Source organism: Mycobacterium sp. NGS29 (genome assembly GCF_059812965.1).
The window spans coordinates 250,178-267,762 of sequence record NZ_JCALDR010000006.1 but is presented as its reverse complement, the minus strand read 5'-3'; the positions used below and the strand labels follow the sequence as shown (position 1 = coordinate 267,762).

The 17,585-nt window shown below is 67.0% G+C and carries 15 protein-coding genes; 5 read left to right on the top strand and 10 right to left on the bottom strand.

The features are described 5' to 3' along the window. Positions 1-3: 3 nt before the first annotated feature. The 6 genes from AC5Y5Z_RS11375 to AC5Y5Z_RS11350 all read right to left on the bottom strand — a co-directional run bounded on the left by AC5Y5Z_RS11375 (position 4) and on the right by AC5Y5Z_RS11350 (position 7,159). Positions 4-1,503, bottom strand: a complete 1,500-nt coding sequence (locus tag AC5Y5Z_RS11375) for a carboxylesterase/lipase family protein (RefSeq protein WP_499925171.1) — start codon at positions 1,501-1,503, stop codon at positions 4-6. 20 nt (positions 1,504-1,523) lie between these two features. After that, positions 1,524-2,888 (bottom strand): flavin monoamine oxidase family protein, encoded by a 1,365-nt coding sequence (locus tag AC5Y5Z_RS11370; protein WP_499925170.1) that lies wholly within the window; start codon positions 2,886-2,888, stop codon positions 1,524-1,526. 80 nt (positions 2,889-2,968) lie between these two features. Next, positions 2,969-3,580 (bottom strand): TetR/AcrR family transcriptional regulator, encoded by a 612-nt coding sequence (locus AC5Y5Z_RS11365; protein WP_463826069.1) that lies wholly within the window; start codon positions 3,578-3,580, stop codon positions 2,969-2,971. Between the two features lie 133 nt (positions 3,581-3,713). Beyond that, positions 3,714-4,622: an HpcH/HpaI aldolase/citrate lyase family protein gene (locus AC5Y5Z_RS11360; RefSeq protein ID WP_499925168.1), complete on the bottom strand. Its 909-nt coding sequence runs from the start codon at positions 4,620-4,622 to the stop codon at positions 3,714-3,716. 13 nt (positions 4,623-4,635) lie between these two features. Continuing rightward, positions 4,636-5,820, bottom strand: coding sequence for a CaiB/BaiF CoA transferase family protein (locus tag AC5Y5Z_RS11355; RefSeq protein ID WP_499925166.1), 1,185 nt, complete (start codon positions 5,818-5,820; stop codon positions 4,636-4,638). Next, positions 5,813-7,159, bottom strand: coding sequence for an LLM class flavin-dependent oxidoreductase (locus tag AC5Y5Z_RS11350; RefSeq protein ID WP_499925165.1), 1,347 nt, complete (start codon positions 7,157-7,159; stop codon positions 5,813-5,815). Before AC5Y5Z_RS11350 ends, AC5Y5Z_RS11355 begins: the two co-directional genes overlap by 8 nt. Before the next feature lie 61 nt (positions 7,160-7,220). Here AC5Y5Z_RS11350 and AC5Y5Z_RS11345 point away from each other — a divergent pair, with 61 nt between their 5' ends. From AC5Y5Z_RS11345 to AC5Y5Z_RS11335, 3 genes are read left to right on the top strand one after another with little or no spacing between them, the layout of a single operon-like run. Next, the gene (locus AC5Y5Z_RS11345; RefSeq protein WP_463826073.1) at positions 7,221-7,865 is read left to right on the top strand and encodes a GntR family transcriptional regulator; all 645 of its coding nucleotides are present in this window, start codon (positions 7,221-7,223) and stop codon (positions 7,863-7,865) included. Positions 7,866-7,875: 10 nt separating this feature from the next. Next, positions 7,876-11,796, top strand: coding sequence for a Pls/PosA family non-ribosomal peptide synthetase (locus AC5Y5Z_RS11340; protein WP_499925164.1), 3,921 nt, complete (start codon positions 7,876-7,878; stop codon positions 11,794-11,796). Beyond that, entirely contained in the window at positions 11,793-13,103 is a 1,311-nt protein-coding gene (locus AC5Y5Z_RS11335) for a M1 family metallopeptidase (RefSeq protein ID WP_499925162.1), read from the top strand. Before AC5Y5Z_RS11340 ends, AC5Y5Z_RS11335 begins: the two co-directional genes overlap by 4 nt. On the opposite strand, the gene AC5Y5Z_RS11330 is transcribed toward AC5Y5Z_RS11335, so the two are convergent. After that, complete coding sequence (locus AC5Y5Z_RS11330) at positions 13,104-13,490, bottom strand: DUF2237 family protein (RefSeq protein WP_463826417.1); 387 nt, start codon at positions 13,488-13,490, stop codon at positions 13,104-13,106. Between the two features lie 115 nt (positions 13,491-13,605). Here AC5Y5Z_RS11330 and AC5Y5Z_RS11325 point away from each other — a divergent pair, with 115 nt between their 5' ends. Next, positions 13,606-13,995, top strand: coding sequence for a hypothetical protein (locus tag AC5Y5Z_RS11325; protein ID WP_463826076.1), 390 nt, complete (start codon positions 13,606-13,608; stop codon positions 13,993-13,995). Between the two features lie 81 nt (positions 13,996-14,076). Here AC5Y5Z_RS11325 and AC5Y5Z_RS11320 read toward each other — a convergent pair whose 3' ends face one another. The 3 genes from AC5Y5Z_RS11320 to AC5Y5Z_RS11310 are packed head-to-tail and all read right to left on the bottom strand — an operon-like array spanning position 14,077 to position 17,055. After that, the gene (locus AC5Y5Z_RS11320) at positions 14,077-14,547 is read right to left on the bottom strand and encodes a VOC family protein (RefSeq protein WP_499925161.1); all 471 of its coding nucleotides are present in this window, start codon (positions 14,545-14,547) and stop codon (positions 14,077-14,079) included. Then, on the bottom strand, positions 14,544-15,740 hold the full coding sequence (locus AC5Y5Z_RS11315; protein WP_473138924.1) for an MBL fold metallo-hydrolase: 1,197 nt from the start codon (positions 15,738-15,740) through the stop codon (positions 14,544-14,546). The genes AC5Y5Z_RS11320 and AC5Y5Z_RS11315 overlap by 4 nt, the downstream gene beginning before the upstream one ends. Before the next feature lie 55 nt (positions 15,741-15,795). Next, entirely contained in the window at positions 15,796-17,055 is a 1,260-nt protein-coding gene (locus AC5Y5Z_RS11310; RefSeq protein ID WP_499925159.1) for a sulfotransferase family protein, read from the bottom strand. 79 nt (positions 17,056-17,134) lie between these two features. Here AC5Y5Z_RS11310 and AC5Y5Z_RS11305 point away from each other — a divergent pair, with 79 nt between their 5' ends. After that, positions 17,135-17,509: a hypothetical protein gene (locus AC5Y5Z_RS11305; protein ID WP_499925158.1), complete on the top strand. Its 375-nt coding sequence runs from the start codon at positions 17,135-17,137 to the stop codon at positions 17,507-17,509. Positions 17,510-17,585: the final 76 nt, after the last annotated feature.

Sequence of the window (17,585 nt, the reverse complement as noted above, 5' to 3'; positions counted from 1 at the left end):
CTGCTAATGCGCTGCAGTAGGTTTCGCGTCCCGCTGCGGTCCACGGTAATGACACCATGCGTCGCGGGTCGCGCTGTAGAGTCCGTCGACCATACGCGGTTCCGGGCGATCAATCACCATGGCGGCCTCCCCGTCGGCGTAGGCGGGCCAAGCGGCGCTGCCGGTCCGCGCGAACTCGACCCAGTGCTGTTGTACCCAGTCGCCGATGGCGCGGTGTTCGCGGCGTCCTCCGACCGCCAGCGCCACAGCACCCGCGCTGCCGAACAACAGCGGTACATCGGTGGCGTGGATGGCGCCCATCCCGATCCGGCGCAGCACCGGCGGGGCGTAATCGATCCGATAGAGGTAGGTCGGCGCGTGTCGGGCGTGGCCCTCGGCCGCGGCGATCATCGGCCGGACGAAGAAGCAATCCGTGGCGAGCCGGGTCAGCGTCGCCGCGCTGGGATAGTCCGGATAGTGCGCCAACACGTTTTTCCGGGCGGCGGGATCGGTTGCCGCGAACATGCGGTCCACCCGTGCCGGGGTGGTCGGGAACAGATCGACGAACGGCCGCACCGGCACCCAGCCGGCGTGCCCCATCTCGTCGCGCATCGACCCAATGATGAGCGGGACGCGGTGGGCGCGGCCGGCGCCGATCGCCGCCGTCGGATCTTCGGGCAGGAAGTCCCCGTCGATCACCGGTGCCAGCGCCATCTGACACGGGACGGTGCGCGCGGTCCGCAACATCACCCGGATCGCGGCCCGGGTGATCGCGGTGGGAGGCGCCGTGCGCAGCAGGGTGTGATCACCGCCGAGCACATCGACGACCTGACGCGCGGTGTCTGCGGCCTGCTCCGGCGTGCGCACCGCGTCGGGTATCGGACTCTGCGCGATCGCCCGCTGGAACAGACCCTGCGCAGCGGGCACGGCGAGGTGGGTCAGGACGGCGCTCGCACCGGCGGACTGGCCGCAGGCGGTGACGCAGTCGGGATCACCGCCGAAAGCTGCGATATTGCGCCGCACCCAACTCAACGCGGCCACTTGATCGCGTAGCCCCAGGTTGGACTCGAATTCCGTTGCGTAGCGGGAGAAATCGACGAAGCCCAAACCACCGAGCCGGTAGTTGATGGTGACGAGCACAATCCCGAAGCGCCGCACCAGCGGCGTCGGATCGTGCACCGGCAGCGCGGATGTGCCCTCGAAGTAGCCGCCGCCGTGGATGAAGACCAGGACCGGAAGCGGACCGTCGGTGCGTTTGGCGGGTGCGCACACGTTCAGCGTCAGGCAGTCCTCGTGCTGAATCTGCCGCTTGACGACGCCGAGTGGCGAGCTGAACCGGTGCGAGTGCGCGGCATAGGCGAACTGGGTCGCATCGCGCACGCCGGACCAGGGCGTGACGGGCTGCGGCGCCCGGAAGCGTAGCGGGCCGACCGGCGGTGCCGCATAGGGAATCGCCCGCCACATCTCCACGTCGCCGTGCCGTCGTCCGCGAACTACGCCTGACTCGACGGCTACCTCGACCACCGACCCAGTGTGCCGCATTGTCACCTGGTGTCGAGGATCTCCCCGGCTGCGCGGCGACCCGACGTGATGGCGCCGTCCATGTAACCGCACCACTGCTGGGCAGTCTCGGCGCCGGCCCAGTGGATCCGGCCGACCGGAGCGGCCAGCGCCTTGCCGAACTGGGTCAGCGCGCCGGCGGTGAGGCGTCCCCCGTAGCAACCACGGGTGAATTCTTCTGCCGCCCAATCAAGTTCGATGATGTCGAACGGCTCGGCGGCCTGTGGCCCGAAATATTTCACCAGCGCATCGATGATCAGCTTGCGGCGCTGCTCAGCCCGCAACCCGGCCGCATCCCGGGCATGGGCGCCGTCCATGAACCCGACCAAGACCCCGCAGGATGCGTCGGGCGGTGAGTTGTCCATGACAACACTCAACGCATCGTCGAGGCTGGTCACGAAGCCGCTCAGCCCGGCATCGCGCCAGAACGGTGTCGAGTAACCGACCTGGACCTTGATCACCGACCCGGCCGGGAACTGCTGGGTCAACGCGTCGCGAGCGGAAGGCAGCGGCGGCACATACCGAATCCGGCCGGCCAGGGTCGGCGGAATCGCGACGACCACGTGGCTGGCCGTCACCGTGCCCGAGCTCGCCGCGTCGGCGTCCTCGTAAGTGACCGTGACCCCATCCGGATCCTGCACGATGGTCCGGACCACCGCTCCCAACTGGACTCGGTCACCGAGTTCCGCGGCCAATCGCTCGGAGATCTGGTGCGTCCCACCCAGTACTCGCAGCTCCTGCGCACCGCCGGTCACCGCGAGCATTCCGGCCAAGCCGCTACCCGACCGCAGGTAGAACAACAGATGCAGCAACGAAAGTTCCGGCGTCTCCGCACAAAACAAGGTGGGCACCACGAGCCGGAAGAATCGGAGCGCGATCCGGTCGGAGGTTTGGGCCGTCAACCAGCCGTCGAAGGTCTGCCGATCCAGATCGGCAGCGTCCGCCGCCTGCCAGGGCGAGGCCGTCGGCACCGTGGCCGCCAGCGTCTCGAGCTCGCCCCAGACCCGGCCGATCTCGGCAAGGTTGTCGGCCGGAAGTCCGAACGATGCGTCGCTATAGCGCAACGTCTCACCATCGATGGCAGTGATCGCCTCACCGGTGTCATAGGTGGGGAACGTCTCGAGCCCGAGCTCGTCGATCAGCGCCAGCACCGTGTCCTGGCCTGGCCCGACCCACTGACCGCCCAATTCGACGGGAACCCCGTTGCTGAGAAACCCGCCGCGGTTGCGGCCTGCGACGCGATCCCTGGCTTCCAGGACGCACACGGACTTCCGGGCGGCGACCAGCTCGCGGGCCGCCGACAGCCCCGCGAGTCCAGCGCCGACGATCACCACATCGACATCCACCATTGCCTTCACCTTCCCAACTCATACAGTCGTATGACTTAGTTGGGCTTAAAACTAAGGCACTGCAGAGCCGTGGGCAAGAGTCAGTTGGAGGGGGACCGGACCACCGCGAGAGACACGACCGTCTCGACCAGCGCGTCGAGATCGGCCCTTGACCGGTCCGCGTCCGCGCTGATCACGTGCTGCAGGATCAGGCCGTCGATACCGGCGACCAGCAGCCGGGCCAGCCGATCAAAGGGAATCGTCGTGGTCTCCCCCGCCCGCGTCGCGGCCGACTCACACCACTGCGCAACGATTTCGATGTACCGCTCGTACTGCCAGCGCGGCAGTTCCTCCAGACCGGCCGTCCGCAACGCATGGGTGACGAGTTCGAGCTGTACCAACTGCAATTCGCGATGGTTGACCACCAACTCCGTCCAGAAGTTGCGCAACCCCACCCGAATCGCATGCTCCAGACCGGCTTCGAGTTCCGCCGAAATCCGCAGCAGTTCGGCGATCTCTTCCACGATGTCTTCGAACACCGCCCGCAGCAGACCCTGCTTGGACGGGAACACGTACTGCAGGGTGCCCAGCGGGACGCCGGCTTCAGTCGCGACTGCGCGCATGGTGGTGCCGCCCACTCCGTCGCGCATCAGCACTGCGCGCGCAGCGGCCACTGCCTGCTTGGTGCGTACCGCGGATTCGACGTACGGCACCGTATCTCCCATCCAGAACGACTGCGAGACATCCGCAGCGGTAAGTGGCCACTTCACCACATGCGTAGCAGATCGCTGCCATCGTGGTATGTCAACCATCCCCGCAAGGGATCTTCGCAATAGTCATCACAATCTAGGACCCGTTGATCAGTGTGGCGCGTGCCAGCGTCTGCTCGGCCATCTTCACGTGGGCAGCGTCGACGAGCACCCCGTTCACCCCGACCGCGCCGCGACCGTTGGCTTCTGCTTCCCGGTAGGCCGCGACATTACGCTTGGCTACAGCGATTTCGTCGGCGGTCGGCGCGTAGACACCGTTTGCGACCGGCACCTGGCTGGGGTGGATCGCCCACTTGCCGGTATACCCCATCAGCGAGGCCCGGCGCGCGTCCCGCTCATAGCCGGCGAGATCCTGATAGTCCGGGTACGGCGCGTCGATGGCATCGATGCCCGCGATGCGCGCCGCCACGATCACCTTGTTGCGCGCGTAAGACCAAAAGTCGCCGGGGTATTCGCCGAGCGGGACGAAGTTGGTGTCCACCCGCGCGCCCTGGGACAGCGAGAAGTCGCCCACCCCGAAAATCAACGCATCCAACCGCGGGCTGGCTACCGCGATGGCCTCGGCATTGGCCAGGCCTTCCACTTCCTCGATCAGCACTTCGAGGCGAATTTGCTTGTTGAGTAGCAACTTTGATTCGAGCTGTGTGAGCAACACGTCGACCCACCACACGTCGCGGGCGGTGCGCGGCTTGGGGACGATGATGGTGTCGAGATTCCGTCCGGCCTTGGTCACCACCTCGATCAGATCGTCATGGCACCACGGGGTGTCCAGGCCGTTGATCCGGATGGCACGGGCGGTGCTGCCCCAGTCGATGTCGTTGAGTGCCGCGATGGCTTTGGCCCGCGATTGTTCCTTGAACGCCGCGGGTACGGCGTCTTCGAGGTCGAGGAACACTAGGTCCGCGCCGCATCCCGCGGCCTTCTCGAACATGTTGTCGTTGCTGGCGGGCACGGCGAGTTCCGAGCGACGAAGCAGTCCAGTCATCAATGTCCTTCTCTCACAACACGCCACGGGCGTGCAGGTCCTCAATGTCGTTGGCACTCAGACCGAGTAGTTCGCCGTAGACCTCGGCGTTGTGCTGGCCCAGGCGTGGACCCAGCTGTCCGACGGTGCCGGTGGCCGCCGAGAACCGCGGCACCGGAGCCTGCACCGTCATCGCGCCTAGTTCGTCGTCGTCGACCGAGATGAACACGCCGCGATGGGTGAGTTGCTCGTCGTCGACCAGATCGGTGATGTCATACACCGGTGCCGCCGCCACCTCATGGGCCTGGAAAACCTCCATCGCTTCTGAAAGTGTCTTGCCGGCAACCCAATCCGCCACCACGGTATCGACCTCACGGGCCCGGGCCAGCCGGCGCTGCGGGTCGGAGAAATCCGCGTCATGCACCAGATCATCTCGCCCGATCGCCCGGAACACCCGCAGCGCCAACGCTGGTGAACTGCCCGACATCGCCAGCCACCGGTCGTCAGCGGTGCGATAGGTGTTGCGTGGAGCCGAGATGTCCCAACGGTTGCCCGACCGTTCCGGCACCAGGCCCAGCTGGTCATATCCCAGCAACGTCTGTTCCAGTAAACGGGCCAGGGGGTCAATGAGATTGACGTCGATGAGCTGTCCGGGACCACCGTGCACGTCGCGGTGGTAGAGCGCCATCAGCACCGCATACGCCGCGTTCAGCGACGCGACACCGTCGGCCAGCATGAACGGCGGCAGGGTCGGCGGCCCGCCGGCCTGTCCGGTGATATGGGCGAAACCGCTCATCGCCTCGCCGAGGGTGCCGAACCCGGGCCGTTCGCTCTTGGGTCCGCTCAGTCCGTATCCGGTGATGTGCAGCATCACGATTCGCTCGTTGACCGCCCGTAGACTCTCGTAGTCCAGCCCCCACTTGCGCAACGTTTGCGGCCGGGTGTTGACGATCACCACGTCGGAGTGCGCCACCAACCGGCGGGTCAGTTCCTGGCCTTCGGTGCACCGCAGATCCAGCGTGACGGACCGTTTGTTGCGCGACAACGACTTCCACATCAGTCCGACGCCGTCGCGCTGGTTGCCCCACGTCCGGATGGGATCACCGCACCCTGGTTGCTCGACTTTGATCACGTCGGCACCGAACTCGCCGAGATAGGTGGCCACCAGTGGCGCGGCCGCCAGGGTCGCAAGGTCCAGCACCCGCAGACCGTCAAGCATGGGCGCCCACCGGTCGTTGCAGGCCCAGGTGTCCCCGCAAGGTCGACGACTCGTAGGCGGTGCGAAACAGCCGACGTCGCTGCAGTTCCGGCACCACCATGCGCACCACGTCTTCGAAGGCGCCCGGCAGATGCGTTGCCGCCAAAACGAATCCGTCGCAGGCGCCGCTTTCGAACCAGTCCGCCATCTGATCGGCAACCTGCTCGCCGGTGCCGACAAATCGCGGCCCCTGCAACAGCGTGGCGCGGTGGCCGGCCAGATCGCGTACCGTCACGGTGTCGCCCCCGATATGGGTGCGCAGGTTCTGCACCAGGCCGCGGATTCCGGACGCCGATGCGATGAGTTCGTCGGTGACCGGGTCGTCGAGGTCGTGCCGGGCGAAGTCGTAGTTCATCAACTCGGACAACAGGGTCAGCGACGCCATGGGGTGCACCAGGTCGTTCAGGAACATCGCCTCGCGGTCCTTGGCGTGCGACTCCGACTCCCCCACCACGGCGTAGGCCATCGGGCAGATGCGCACTGAGGCGGGGTCGCGCCCGGCGTCTTCGATGCGTTGTTTCTGATCGGCGTAGTGGGTACGGGCCACGTCGATGCCCGGGTCGCCGGTGAAGATCAATTCGGCCCAGCGCGAGGCGAATTCGCGGCCGCGACCCGAGGACCCCGCCTGGATGATGACCGGCCGGCCCTGCGGCGTGCGGGGCACCGTCAATGGCCCGCGGGCGGCGAAGTACTGCCCGACATGGCCGAGTTCGTGCACCTTGGCCGGGTCGGCGTACCGACCGGAGCCGCGGTCGTGCAGGATCGCGTCGTCCTCCCAGGTGTCCCACAGGCCGGTGACCACGTCCATGAACTCGTCGGCACGGTCATACCGTTCGTCGTGACCCAGATGCGCATCGACACCGAAGTTCTGCGCCTCGCTGTCGTTGACCGAGGTGACGACGTTCCAGGCGGCCCGCCCGGCAGAGAGGTGGTCCAGCGACGCGAAGGTGCGGGCGACGTGGAACGGCGCGTAGTAGGTGGTCGAGTAGGTGGCACCGAGCCCGATGTGGGAGGTCGCCTGCGCCAGTACGCCCAGCACGACGCCCAGGTCGAGCTTGACCGGCCGCGCGCCGTACTTCACCGCCTCGTCCACCGACCCGCCGTACACCCCGGGCATGGCCAACCGGTCGTCGAAGAACATCAGGTCGAAGCAGCCCTCTTCGAGCTGGCGGCCGATCTTGGCGTAGTAGGACGCGTCGAGATAGCGGTGCTCGGTCGCGGGGTGCCGCCACGATCCGGCATACACCGAGGTGCTGCCCGCTTGCATGAAGGCGACGAGGGACATCTGATCGGTTCGCATAGTTCGGAATGTAACATCTGATATATTAGATTTCAAATGTCACGTTTGGTATGCTCGCTGGGTGGTAGGGATCGACATCTCCGGCACCGTGCGGGAGCGGGCGGCCCGCGAACTGCGCGACCGCATCATCACCGGCGCGCTACCCGCCGGAGCTCGTATCGACCTCGACGCCATCACCGAGGAGTTCGCCACCAGTCGGACCCCGGTCCGCGAGGCCCTGCTGGAACTGTCCTTCGAGGGCCTGGTCCGGGTCGCCCCGCGCAGCGGCGTCACGGTGATCGGCATCAGCCCCGACGACGTGCTGGACAGCTTCACCATCCTGGGCGTGCTGACCGGGCAGGCAGCAGCCTGGGCCGCGCAGCGCATCGAACCGGACGAACTGGCCATGCTGCGCGAACTCGCCGCCGACGTGGCCGCCCGGTCCGGCGACGACAGCATCGGCGAGGCCAACTGGCATTTCCACCAGAAGATTCACCGCGCCGCACACTCACCGCGCCTGATGGCCCAGATCAAGCAGGCCGCGCGGGTGGTGCCCACCAACTTCCTCACCCTATTTCCCGACCACGAGAAACACTCGCTCGACGACCATCAGGCATTGCTCGACGCGTTCGGCGACAAGGACTCCGAGCGGGCCCGCGCCATCGCCGAACGACACGTGCTGGACGCCGGACGCTCGCTGGTCGAGTGGTTGGAGCGGCGCGGCTAGGGTTCCTAGCGTGCCCGAGATTCCCGCGCAGTATCTGCTGTCGGCTGACGCGCCGAACCCGCGCACCCTGATCGACATCGTCGAAGAGACCGCCGCGCGCTACCCGGACGCAGTGGCCATCGACGACGGCGAGGTGCAACTCACCTACAGCGAGTTGCTCGAGGACATGAAGGCCAGCGTCACCTGGCTGGCCGGCCGCGGTGTTGGCCGCGGTGACCGGATCGGCATCCGGATGCCCTCGGGCAGTTATTCGCTGTACGTCGCGATCCTGTCGGTGCTGGCCGCGGGGGCCGCCTACGTGCCCGTCGACGCCGACGATCCCGACGAACGCGCCGAGTTGGTGTTCGGTGAAGCTGACGTGGTCGCGGTGATCACCGACAAAGGCATCCACCGCACCCAGGGCGCCTCGCGTGGCTGGCGGGCCGCGGCCCCGCTGGCCCGCGACGACGCCTGGATCATCTTCACCTCCGGGTCCACCGGCACTCCCAAAGGCGTCGCGGTCACCCATCGCAGCGCCGCGGCATTCGTTGATGCCGAGGCACGAATGTTTCTGCAAGACAACCCTATTGGACCCGGTGACCGGGTGCTGGCCGGGCTGTCGGTCGCGTTCGACGCGTCGTGCGAGGAGATGTGGCTGGCCTGGCGGCACGGCGCCTGCCTGGTCCCGGCGCCGCGGTCGCTGGTACGCAGCGGGATCGACCTGGGACCCTGGCTGGTGACCCGCGACGTGACCGTGGTGTCGACGGTGCCCTCGCTGGCCGCGTTGTGGCCGGCCGAAGCGCTGGAAGCGGTGCGCCTGTTGATCTTCGGCGGGGAGGCCTGTCCCGCCGAGCTTGCCGAACGCCTCGCCGTCGAGGGCCGCGAGGTGTGGAACACCTACGGGCCCACCGAGGCCACGGTGGTGGCCTGTGCTGCCCGCCTGGACGCGGCGGGACCGGTCAGCATCGGGCTGCCGCTGGCCGGTTGGGATCTGGCGGTGGTCGACGCCGACGGCGAACCGGTCGGCTACGGCGAGACCGGCGAATTGGTGATTGGCGGGGTGGGTCTGGCTCGCTACCTCGACGAGGACAAGGACGCCGAAAAGTACGCGCCAATCCCGACTTTGGACTGGCCGCGGGCCTACCGCAGCGGCGATCTGGTCCGCCTCGAGCGCGACGGGCTGTACTTCTGTGGACGCAGCGACGACCAGGTCAAGGTCGGTGGCCGGCGCATCGAGCTGGGTGAGGTGGACGCGGCGCTGATCAGCCTGCCCGGGGTCAGCGGCGGGGCGACAGCGGTCCGGCGCACCGCCGGCGGCGCCGCGGTACTGGTCGGATACGTCGTCAGCGCCGACCCGGACTTCGACATCGCCGAGGCGCGCAACCGACTTGCCCAGCACCTACCGGCCGGGCTGGTGCCCCGGCTGGTACGGATCGAGGAGTTGCCCACCCGGACCTCCGGCAAAGTCGACCGCGACGCGTTGCCGTGGCCCGCGCCGGGTAGCGCCGAGGACATCCCGGAACTGGCCGGCACCGCGGGGCGGCTGGCCGAACTGTGGCGAGACCTGCTGGGCGCCACCGTGACCGGCGCGCAGGCCGACTTCTTCGAGCTCGGCGGCGGCTCGCTGGCCGCCGCTCAGCTGATCGTCAGCCTGCGACAGCAGTACCCGCAGCTCACCGTCGCTGATCTCTACGATCATCCGCGGCTGGGCTCGCTCGCCGGTTTCCTCGACGAGCTCGACGCGCCGCCGCAGGTCACCGAACGGGTGGTGCGACCGACCCCGCTGCGCGCTCAGATGATTCAGCTCTGTGCAGCGCTCCCGCTGGCGACGCTGGCCGCCCTGCAGTGGATTACCTGGCTGGCGTTGGGGAACAACATCGCCCGTGCTCTTCATCTGGTGCCGTGGACGGCCACGGTGAGCTGGTGGCTGGTCGGCATCGCGTTCATCCTGTTCGTCACCCCGCCGGGACGGATGGGGATCGCGGTGCTGTTCGCTCGTCTGCTGCTGGGCAATGTCGAGCCGGGTACCTATCCGCGCGGTGGCTCGGTGCATCTGCGGGTGTGGTTCGTCGAGCGGCTGGCCGCGGCCAGCGGTGCCGAAAACCTGGCCGGTGCACCGTGGCTCGTGTACTACGCACGCGCGCTGGGCGCCGAGATCGGCAAGGGGGTCGACCTGCATTCGATGCCGCCGGTGACGGGTCTGCTGACTGTCGGTGAACGCAGCGCGATCGAACCCGAAGTGGATCTGTGCGGGCATTGGATCGACGGGGACGCCTTTCACCTCGGCGCCATCACGATCGGCAACGACGCGACCATCGGTGCCCGGACCACGCTGCTGCCCGGCGCGGTCGTCGGCAAGAACGCTGACGTGGCACCCGGCTCCGGCGTGATCGACAAGATCAAGAACGGCCAGTACTGGAAGGGGTCCCCGGCGACCAAATCCGGCCGGGTCAAGCACCCGTGGCCCGACGAGCGGCCCGCCCGTCGCTCACACTGGGTGGCGGTATACGGGGTGACGTCACTGCTGCTGGCCGGCCTGCCGCTGCTCGCAGTGGCGAGCGGGCTGGCGGTCATCGCGTGGGCCGTCCACGGCACCCGCAGCCTGGCGCAGGCGGCGGTGCCCGCGCTGCTGTGGACGCCGGCGGCCACGCTGGTTGCGGTCATCGTCTATGCGGTGGTGACGGTGGCGGCAGTGCGGGCGCTGTCGCTCGGATTGCGGGCCGGATACCACCCGGTGCGCAGCCGGTCGGGGTGGCAACTGTGGACCACCGAGCGGCTGATGGACGCCGCCCGCACCTACCTGTTCCCGGTGTACGCGAGTCTGCTGACGCCGGCCTGGTTGCGGCTGCTGGGCACGCAGGTCGGCCGCGGCACCGAGATCTCCACCGTGCTGCTGACGCCCACGTTCGCCGTCATCGAAGATGGGGCGTTTCTGGCCGACGACACCATGGTCGCTTCGTATGAGCTTGGCGGCGGCTGGATTTACGCCGCCGAGACGACCGTCGGGAGACGCGCGTTCCTCGGCAATTCGGGCATCACCCAGCCGGGCCGACGGGTGCCCGACGAGGGTCTGGTTGCGGTGCTGTCGGCCACGCCGCCCAAGGCCAAACGCGGCTCGTCCTGGCTGGGCAGTCCGCCGATGCGGTTGCGTCGACGCCCCGCCGAGGCCGATGACGAGACCACCTACCACCCGCCGACACGGTTGAAGCTGAAGCGCGCGGCCGTGGAGGGTTGCCGGCTGCTGCCGATGGTGGTGACCGCCGCCATCGGGCTCGCCGTGCTGGGCGTACTGCAGGCTCTGGCAACGGAATGGGGGATCTGGTGGACCGCCCTTTTCGCCGGACTGGTGCTGCTGGCGGCAGGTGCGGTCGCCGGCGTGGTGAGCGTGGTGGCCAAGTGGTTGCTGGTTGGCCGGATCAAGGCCAGTGAGTACCCGCTGTGGTCGTCGTTCGTGTGGCGCAACGAGCTGGCCGACACCTTCGTGGAAACCGTTGCAGCGCCGTGGTTTGCGCGGGCTGCGGCCGGCACGCCGGTGCTGAACGTGTGGCTGCGGGGGCTGGGGGCGACGGTAGGGCGGGGCACCTGGTGTGAAACCTACTGGCTGCCCGAGGCGGACCTGGTCTCGCTCGGCGCGGGCAGCACCGTCAACCGCGGCTGCGTGGTGCAGACTCACCTGTTCCACGACCGGATCATGCGGATGGACACCGTGGTGCTGGAGTCGGGTGCCACGCTGGGCCCGCACTGCGTCGCACTGCCGGCAGCGCGGTTGGGGGCCGGGGCGTCCGTCGGCCCGGCGTCGCTGGTGGTCCGTGGTGACGAGGTGCCCGGATCGACTCGCTGGCAGGGCAATCCGGTCCGGCCCTGGCAGGCGGACGGGAAGTCGGCCCGCAAAGCCGGCCGCAAGAAGTCGGCCCGCAAGAACGCGTCCCGCGTCGAGGACACCGCGGCGTGAAGTCCCCGGCGAAGAAGGCTGCCCTGGATCCGTACCTGCCGCGCAACGGCAACGTCGGTTACTCGGTGTCGCGGTACGAGTTGGACCTGGAATACAAAGTCGGCGTCAACCGCTTGACGGGGACAGCGACCATCACCGCGGTGACCCTCACCGAACTGCAGGCGTTCGCCCTCGATCTGTCCAGCACCCTCTCGGTGTCGAAGGTGACGGTGAACGGCAAGCGCGCGCAGCGTTTCAGCTGCCGCGGCGGCAAACTGCGCATCACGCTGGCCGAGAAATTGGCGTCCGGTGCCGGGTTGACCGTCGTCGTGCGTTACAGCGGCAACCCCAAGCCGTTCCGAACACTGTGGGGCGACGTCGGTTTCGAAGAGTTGACTGAGGGCGCGCTGGTCGCCGGACAGCCCAACGGCGCCGCATCCTGGTTCCCCTGCAACGACCATCCCAGCGCCAAGGCCGCCTTCCGTATTCAGGTCAGCACCGAAAGTGCTTACCGCGCAGTGGCCAACGGCAAGTTGATAGCGCACCGCACCCGGTCCTCGCAGACGGTGTGGACCTACGAACAGTCCGAACCGACGTCGACGTATCTGATCACCCTGCAGATCGGCGTCTACGAGATGGCGCGGCTGACAAGGACACCGGTGCCGATCCGCGCCGCGCTCCCCCAGCGGCTGCGCAGGGACTTCGACCACACCTTCGGCCGTCAACCCGAGATGATGAAGGTATTCATCGACCTGTTCGGACCCTACCCGTTGGCCGACGGGTACACGGTGGTGGTCACTGACGACTCACTGGAAATTCCGCTTGAAGCACAAGGGATTTCGATCTTCGGAGCCAACCACTGCGATGGCAGCCCAGACAGCGAGCGGTTGATCGCCCATGAACTGGCCCACCAGTGGTTCGGTAACTCCGTGACCGCACGCCGATGGCGGGACATCTGGCTGCACGAGGGATTCGCCTGCTACGCGGAGTGGTTGTGGTCCGAGCACAGCGGCGGTCCCAGCGCCGACGAACTCGCCCACCAGTATCACGCCGAGTTACGCCACCAGGCACAGGACCTGCTGTTGAGCGATCCCGAACCGCGGCGGATGTTCGACGATCGGGTGTACAAGCGCGGCGCGCTCACGCTGCACGCCCTGCGCGGTCGGCTCGGTGACACGAATTTCTTTGCACTGCTGAAGGATTGGACGAATCGCTATCGGCACGCAACGGCCGACACGGACGACTTCACCGGCTTGGCGGCGAGCTACACCGACGAGCCACTGCGGCCATTGTGGGAGGCCTGGCTGTATTCGACCGAGGTGCCGTGATCACAGGCTGGCCAGGTCGTCGGGCACGTCCACAGCATGCTCCTCGAGGACTTCGAGCGGCACCACGTCCAGCGTGCGCTGATGGGTGGACGCCAGCACCACTGGCGCTGCGCACCCGTCCTGGTGAGCCCGCAGCCAATTTCGGGCGGTGACGCACCACCGGTCGCCGGGCAGCAGCCCGGGAAACCGGTACTCGGGCACGGGGGTGGACAGGTCGTTGCCGATGGAGCGCTGATGCTCGAGGAACTCGGCGGTCACGACCGCACAAATGGTGTGCAAGCCGCGGTCCTCGTCGCCGGTGGAACAGCAGCCGTCCCGGTAGAAGCCGGTGACCGGCTCGTTGCCGCACGGTTCCAACGGGCCACCCAGCACGTTGCGATCAGGCAAGCGATCAGACATGTGCCCAGTATTGTCCCTCGGTGCCGGGTTGGACGGAGCTTTCGCATCTGCCGCTTCGAGGGGCATCTGCAGTCCGCCGCGCCTATGGGCTAGGTTCAGCGGCGTGATACTTACGGGCGCATTCCTGGCCGACGCGGCCGCCGTCGTCGACAACAAACTCAACGTATCGGGCGGGGTGTTGTCCCGCTTCGGGCTCGGACCGGATCGGTCGGCCCGGTTCGTCTTGGTGGTGCTCACCCAGGCGGAGCCCGGTAACACCGACCGACAGGTCAAGATCGAGATGCGTCCGCCCAACGACGACGATCCGATCCGGTTGGAATTCGAGGTACCCGAAGCCTCCGTCGCAGAGTTTCCCGGGTTCGCCTTCTTCGAGCTGCAGTTGACCCTGCCCGCGGACGGGCGCTGGGTGATGGTGGTCACCGGTGGCACCGGAGCGATCTCGCTGCCGGTGCTGGTGACCGAAATGCCGCCGCCGCCGTCGTTCGGTCTCTAAGCGCGGTGTGCGGCCAGCACAGGGGCGCCAGCCGTCACCATGAGCGGATGATCGATATGGGCGACGGTCAGCTCGTCACGGCTACTGGGCCTGGGACCGCACGAACGCGGGAAAGTCGGGGAACAGGGCCCGGTCGACGACCTCGATGCGGGTGCCATCCGGGTCCACGTAGTAGGCGAACATCGCCAACTCCGAACCGGGCACATCAGCGGTCATTTCGAAGGTGAGGCCGTTGTCCTGCAGCAGCCGGGCGGTGTCGGCGAGGTTGTCGGTGAAGTAGCCGAGGTGATGGACGGCGTTGCCGGGCGCGGCCACCCATGGCGTGCCTGGAACCTCTTGAATGAGTTCGAGATACGGCGCCTGCACCGAGTATGTGATGGTCGAGGTCAGGTCCCGGGTTGCGTCGGCGGTGCGGAACGGCAGGGTGTAGCTCATCGGACTGATCCACCGGTAGCCCGCCAGCGCGGTGAATCTGATCATCGCCGCCTCGAGGTCGGGAACCACGATGCCGGTGTGGTAAAGGTCTTCGGCTTTCAATGCCGGCGTGGTCATGAGTTGCTCGCTATCTGTCGGGTGAGCCAGGCGGTTTCCCAGAAATTTGTGCTGTCGGCGAGCAGATTTTCGTGGGCCGCCCTGAGCACCGCGCGCGCCTCCGGATGTTGTTCGGCCACCAGCTCGGCCAAGTGGATGGCGTGCACCGGGCGTCCGGCGTCCAGATGCATCCGGGCCCGCGCGACCAGGGCATCGGCGCCGGCGAGTTCGACCACGTCGGCGGCGACGGCATCGAACCGCACCGGATAAAGCTCGGTGGTCGAGCGATGATGGAACCAGCCGGAGTAGTTCTCCCAGATGGCCCGGACGTCCCAGGCGACCTTCCCGTAGCCTTGGCCCACTTCGCATTCCGCGGGCAGCCTGATCTCTTGCATCAGCGTCTGCACATCCTTGCCGGCGTTCATCCCGGCCACGGTCTGGTCGTGAATGTGGGCGATCGCATCGCGCAGCCGCGTCAATTCGGCGTGGATGCGTTCTGCTCCGGCGATCGGTTCGAAGTGGCCGGTAACCAACAGCTCGGGCCGCAGGTCACGCACCCGGTCGACGGAGGCGATCGCCGACAAGGCGTCGCGGTACCGGTCGCCACGCATGGTGACGAGATTGGGAATGTGGCCGAAAATCGGGCCGAAGGTGTTGCCGCACAGGCATATCCGCTCGTCGGGTAGCCACACCACCAGTGAGTCGGTGGTCTCGCCGCCGGGCACCGAGATCAGCTCCAGCCGTCGCTCGCCGATCTGTAGCGTGAGGGTCTCGTCGAAGTCGAGGTCGACCACCGGCACACTCTGCCCGGGCAGTCGTTTGGTGCCGAGGCGGTGTTGGATGGCCTGAATACCGTCGGCCAGGGTGTCTTTGAAGGCGAACGCGCTGCGGCTGGCCCGGTACGGGATCAGGCGTTCGTTGTCGTCCCGCCACAATTTCCAATTCGCTTGCGCGACAACGGTGGTTTCGGGGTCGCGGACGCTGTCCAGTCCCCCGACATGGTCGACGTGCCCCTGGGTGAAGATGATGTAGCGCACCGGGCCGGAGTCGACCGCATCGAAGTTGGCGCGGTGCACTGGGCCTTCGAATCCCATGCCGGTGTTGACGATCACCCGTCCCTCGTCGGTGGTCAGCAGGTAGGTATTCGACAGTCCGGGCGAGCACCAGAGTCCGGGGGCGATCGGCTCGGCGTGTTCGGCGCAGGCGGGGCGCATCGCGTCAGCGCCGGGCCGGTTGCGGTACACCGGTTCAAAACTCACTGACCCTCCTTCATTCGGCGCGGACGTCGAATCTGTCGAAATAGAAGGCGAATCGGGCACGCAGTTCGTCGGCCGAGACTCCGAAATGCCGGCGTAGGTCATAGCGGATGCGGCCGTGCTTACCGCGGGGGTTGCCCTCGAGGTACTTCTGGAAACGGTCACGGACCTTGGCGGTCAGTTCGACGCCGCCGCAGCGGTAAAGCTCTTCCAACAGCGGCATTTCGTTGCCGTTGAGGTGGTGGAAGCTGATGTCGATGCTGCGCTCGGCCGGGACGAGACCGCGGTCGCGTACGCAGGTGCTGAGCAGCCGGTGCACCCGGTCACTCCAATACTCCAGTAGCCAGTCCGGGTCGATGCTGTTGCGGCGCAACCGATCCGAATACGCCATCATGGTGATCGCGGATTGGATCACCGCGGCGGGATCGCGGTGGGTGAACGCCACCGTCGCATCGGGGAAGGTGGCCACCAGCGGCCCGAGTTGCTCACAGTGCTGCGGGCTCTTCAATATCCAGGTTCGCGGTCCGCGCAGGAAGGTCAATGCCTGCAACACCTTCTTCAAATACGCATAGTGGTGATGCTGATCCAGCGACAGGTAATAGTCGCGCCAATCCGGAACGCGGGCATGCCATTCCAGTACGTAGGAGGCCAGGTCGAGGTCGAGCAATTCGACCTCTTCCTCGATGGCTTCGGGATAGCGGTCGTGCATGGCGGCCACCAACGGCGCGCTGGCCATCAATGCGTCGTGTTCGGCCTTGGTGCGCGTGTAGCGCGGGTCGACGCCGTACGCGTCGGGACCTTGGCCCGGCAGCGGCATCGGATCCTGGCTCTCCCAATACGGCAGAGCACGCCGACGCGGGTCGGCCGCAATCAGGTTGACCAGATGCGTGGTGCCCGATCGCGGCATGCCGACCACGATGAAGGGCTTCTCAATAGGAATCGATTCGATCTCCGGATATCGCTTGAGCAGTTCGGTCAGCGACATCCGGTTACGCAGCAGCCGCACGACCCGCTGCCGCAGACTCGACCGGGTGAGCTGGCGCAGTCCGTCGTCCGCTTCGATCGCGGCCACGTGCGCGGTGAGGCGATCGGTGAAGCCGTCGGTGTCGTCGAGGTCGGTCACGCCGGCTTGTTCGCCGGCCTCAGCGCGCATCTTCCCGATGTCGAATGCGACCGGCTTGGCCTCGGTGAACTCCAGGATCTGCCGTTGCACATCGGTGAGCTGCGGCGACGTCAGATCGTCAAAGTCGACGGCCGGACCCGCATCATCCACGCTCACCCTCCTCGGCCGGTGGTCAGTCGAATATATCGAGGTATGGGCTTACCGCAGGTCGCGGCGTAGGTTCAGCCAGGTGATAGTGGGGGCGTTCCTGGCCGAAGCAGCTTCGGCGGTGGACAACAAGCTGAGCGTCTCGGGCGGGGTGTTGCTGCGGTTCGCGGTGGAACGAGATCGGCTGGCCCAGTTCCTGCTAATGGTGCTAACGCAGTCGGAGACCGGCAGTCCGGATCGGCGGATCGAGGTCGAGATCAGGCCACCTGCCGAGGACGTTCCGTTGAACATCGAATTCGCATTGCCCGAGGCCGCCACCGCTGCCGAGCTCGGTTTCGCCATCTTCCCCGTCGAGGTGACCCTGCCGGTGAATGGTCGCTGGGTGCTGATGGTTACCGGGGGCGCCGGGATGATCTCGCTTCCGCTGATTGTGAGCGGGGAGCTTTCGCCGGCGTAGGGCCTGGTGGACCGACCACCACCATTGCGCGACTTTCCCACCTACCCGCGATATTGCGCCAGCAGGTCCGGCCACG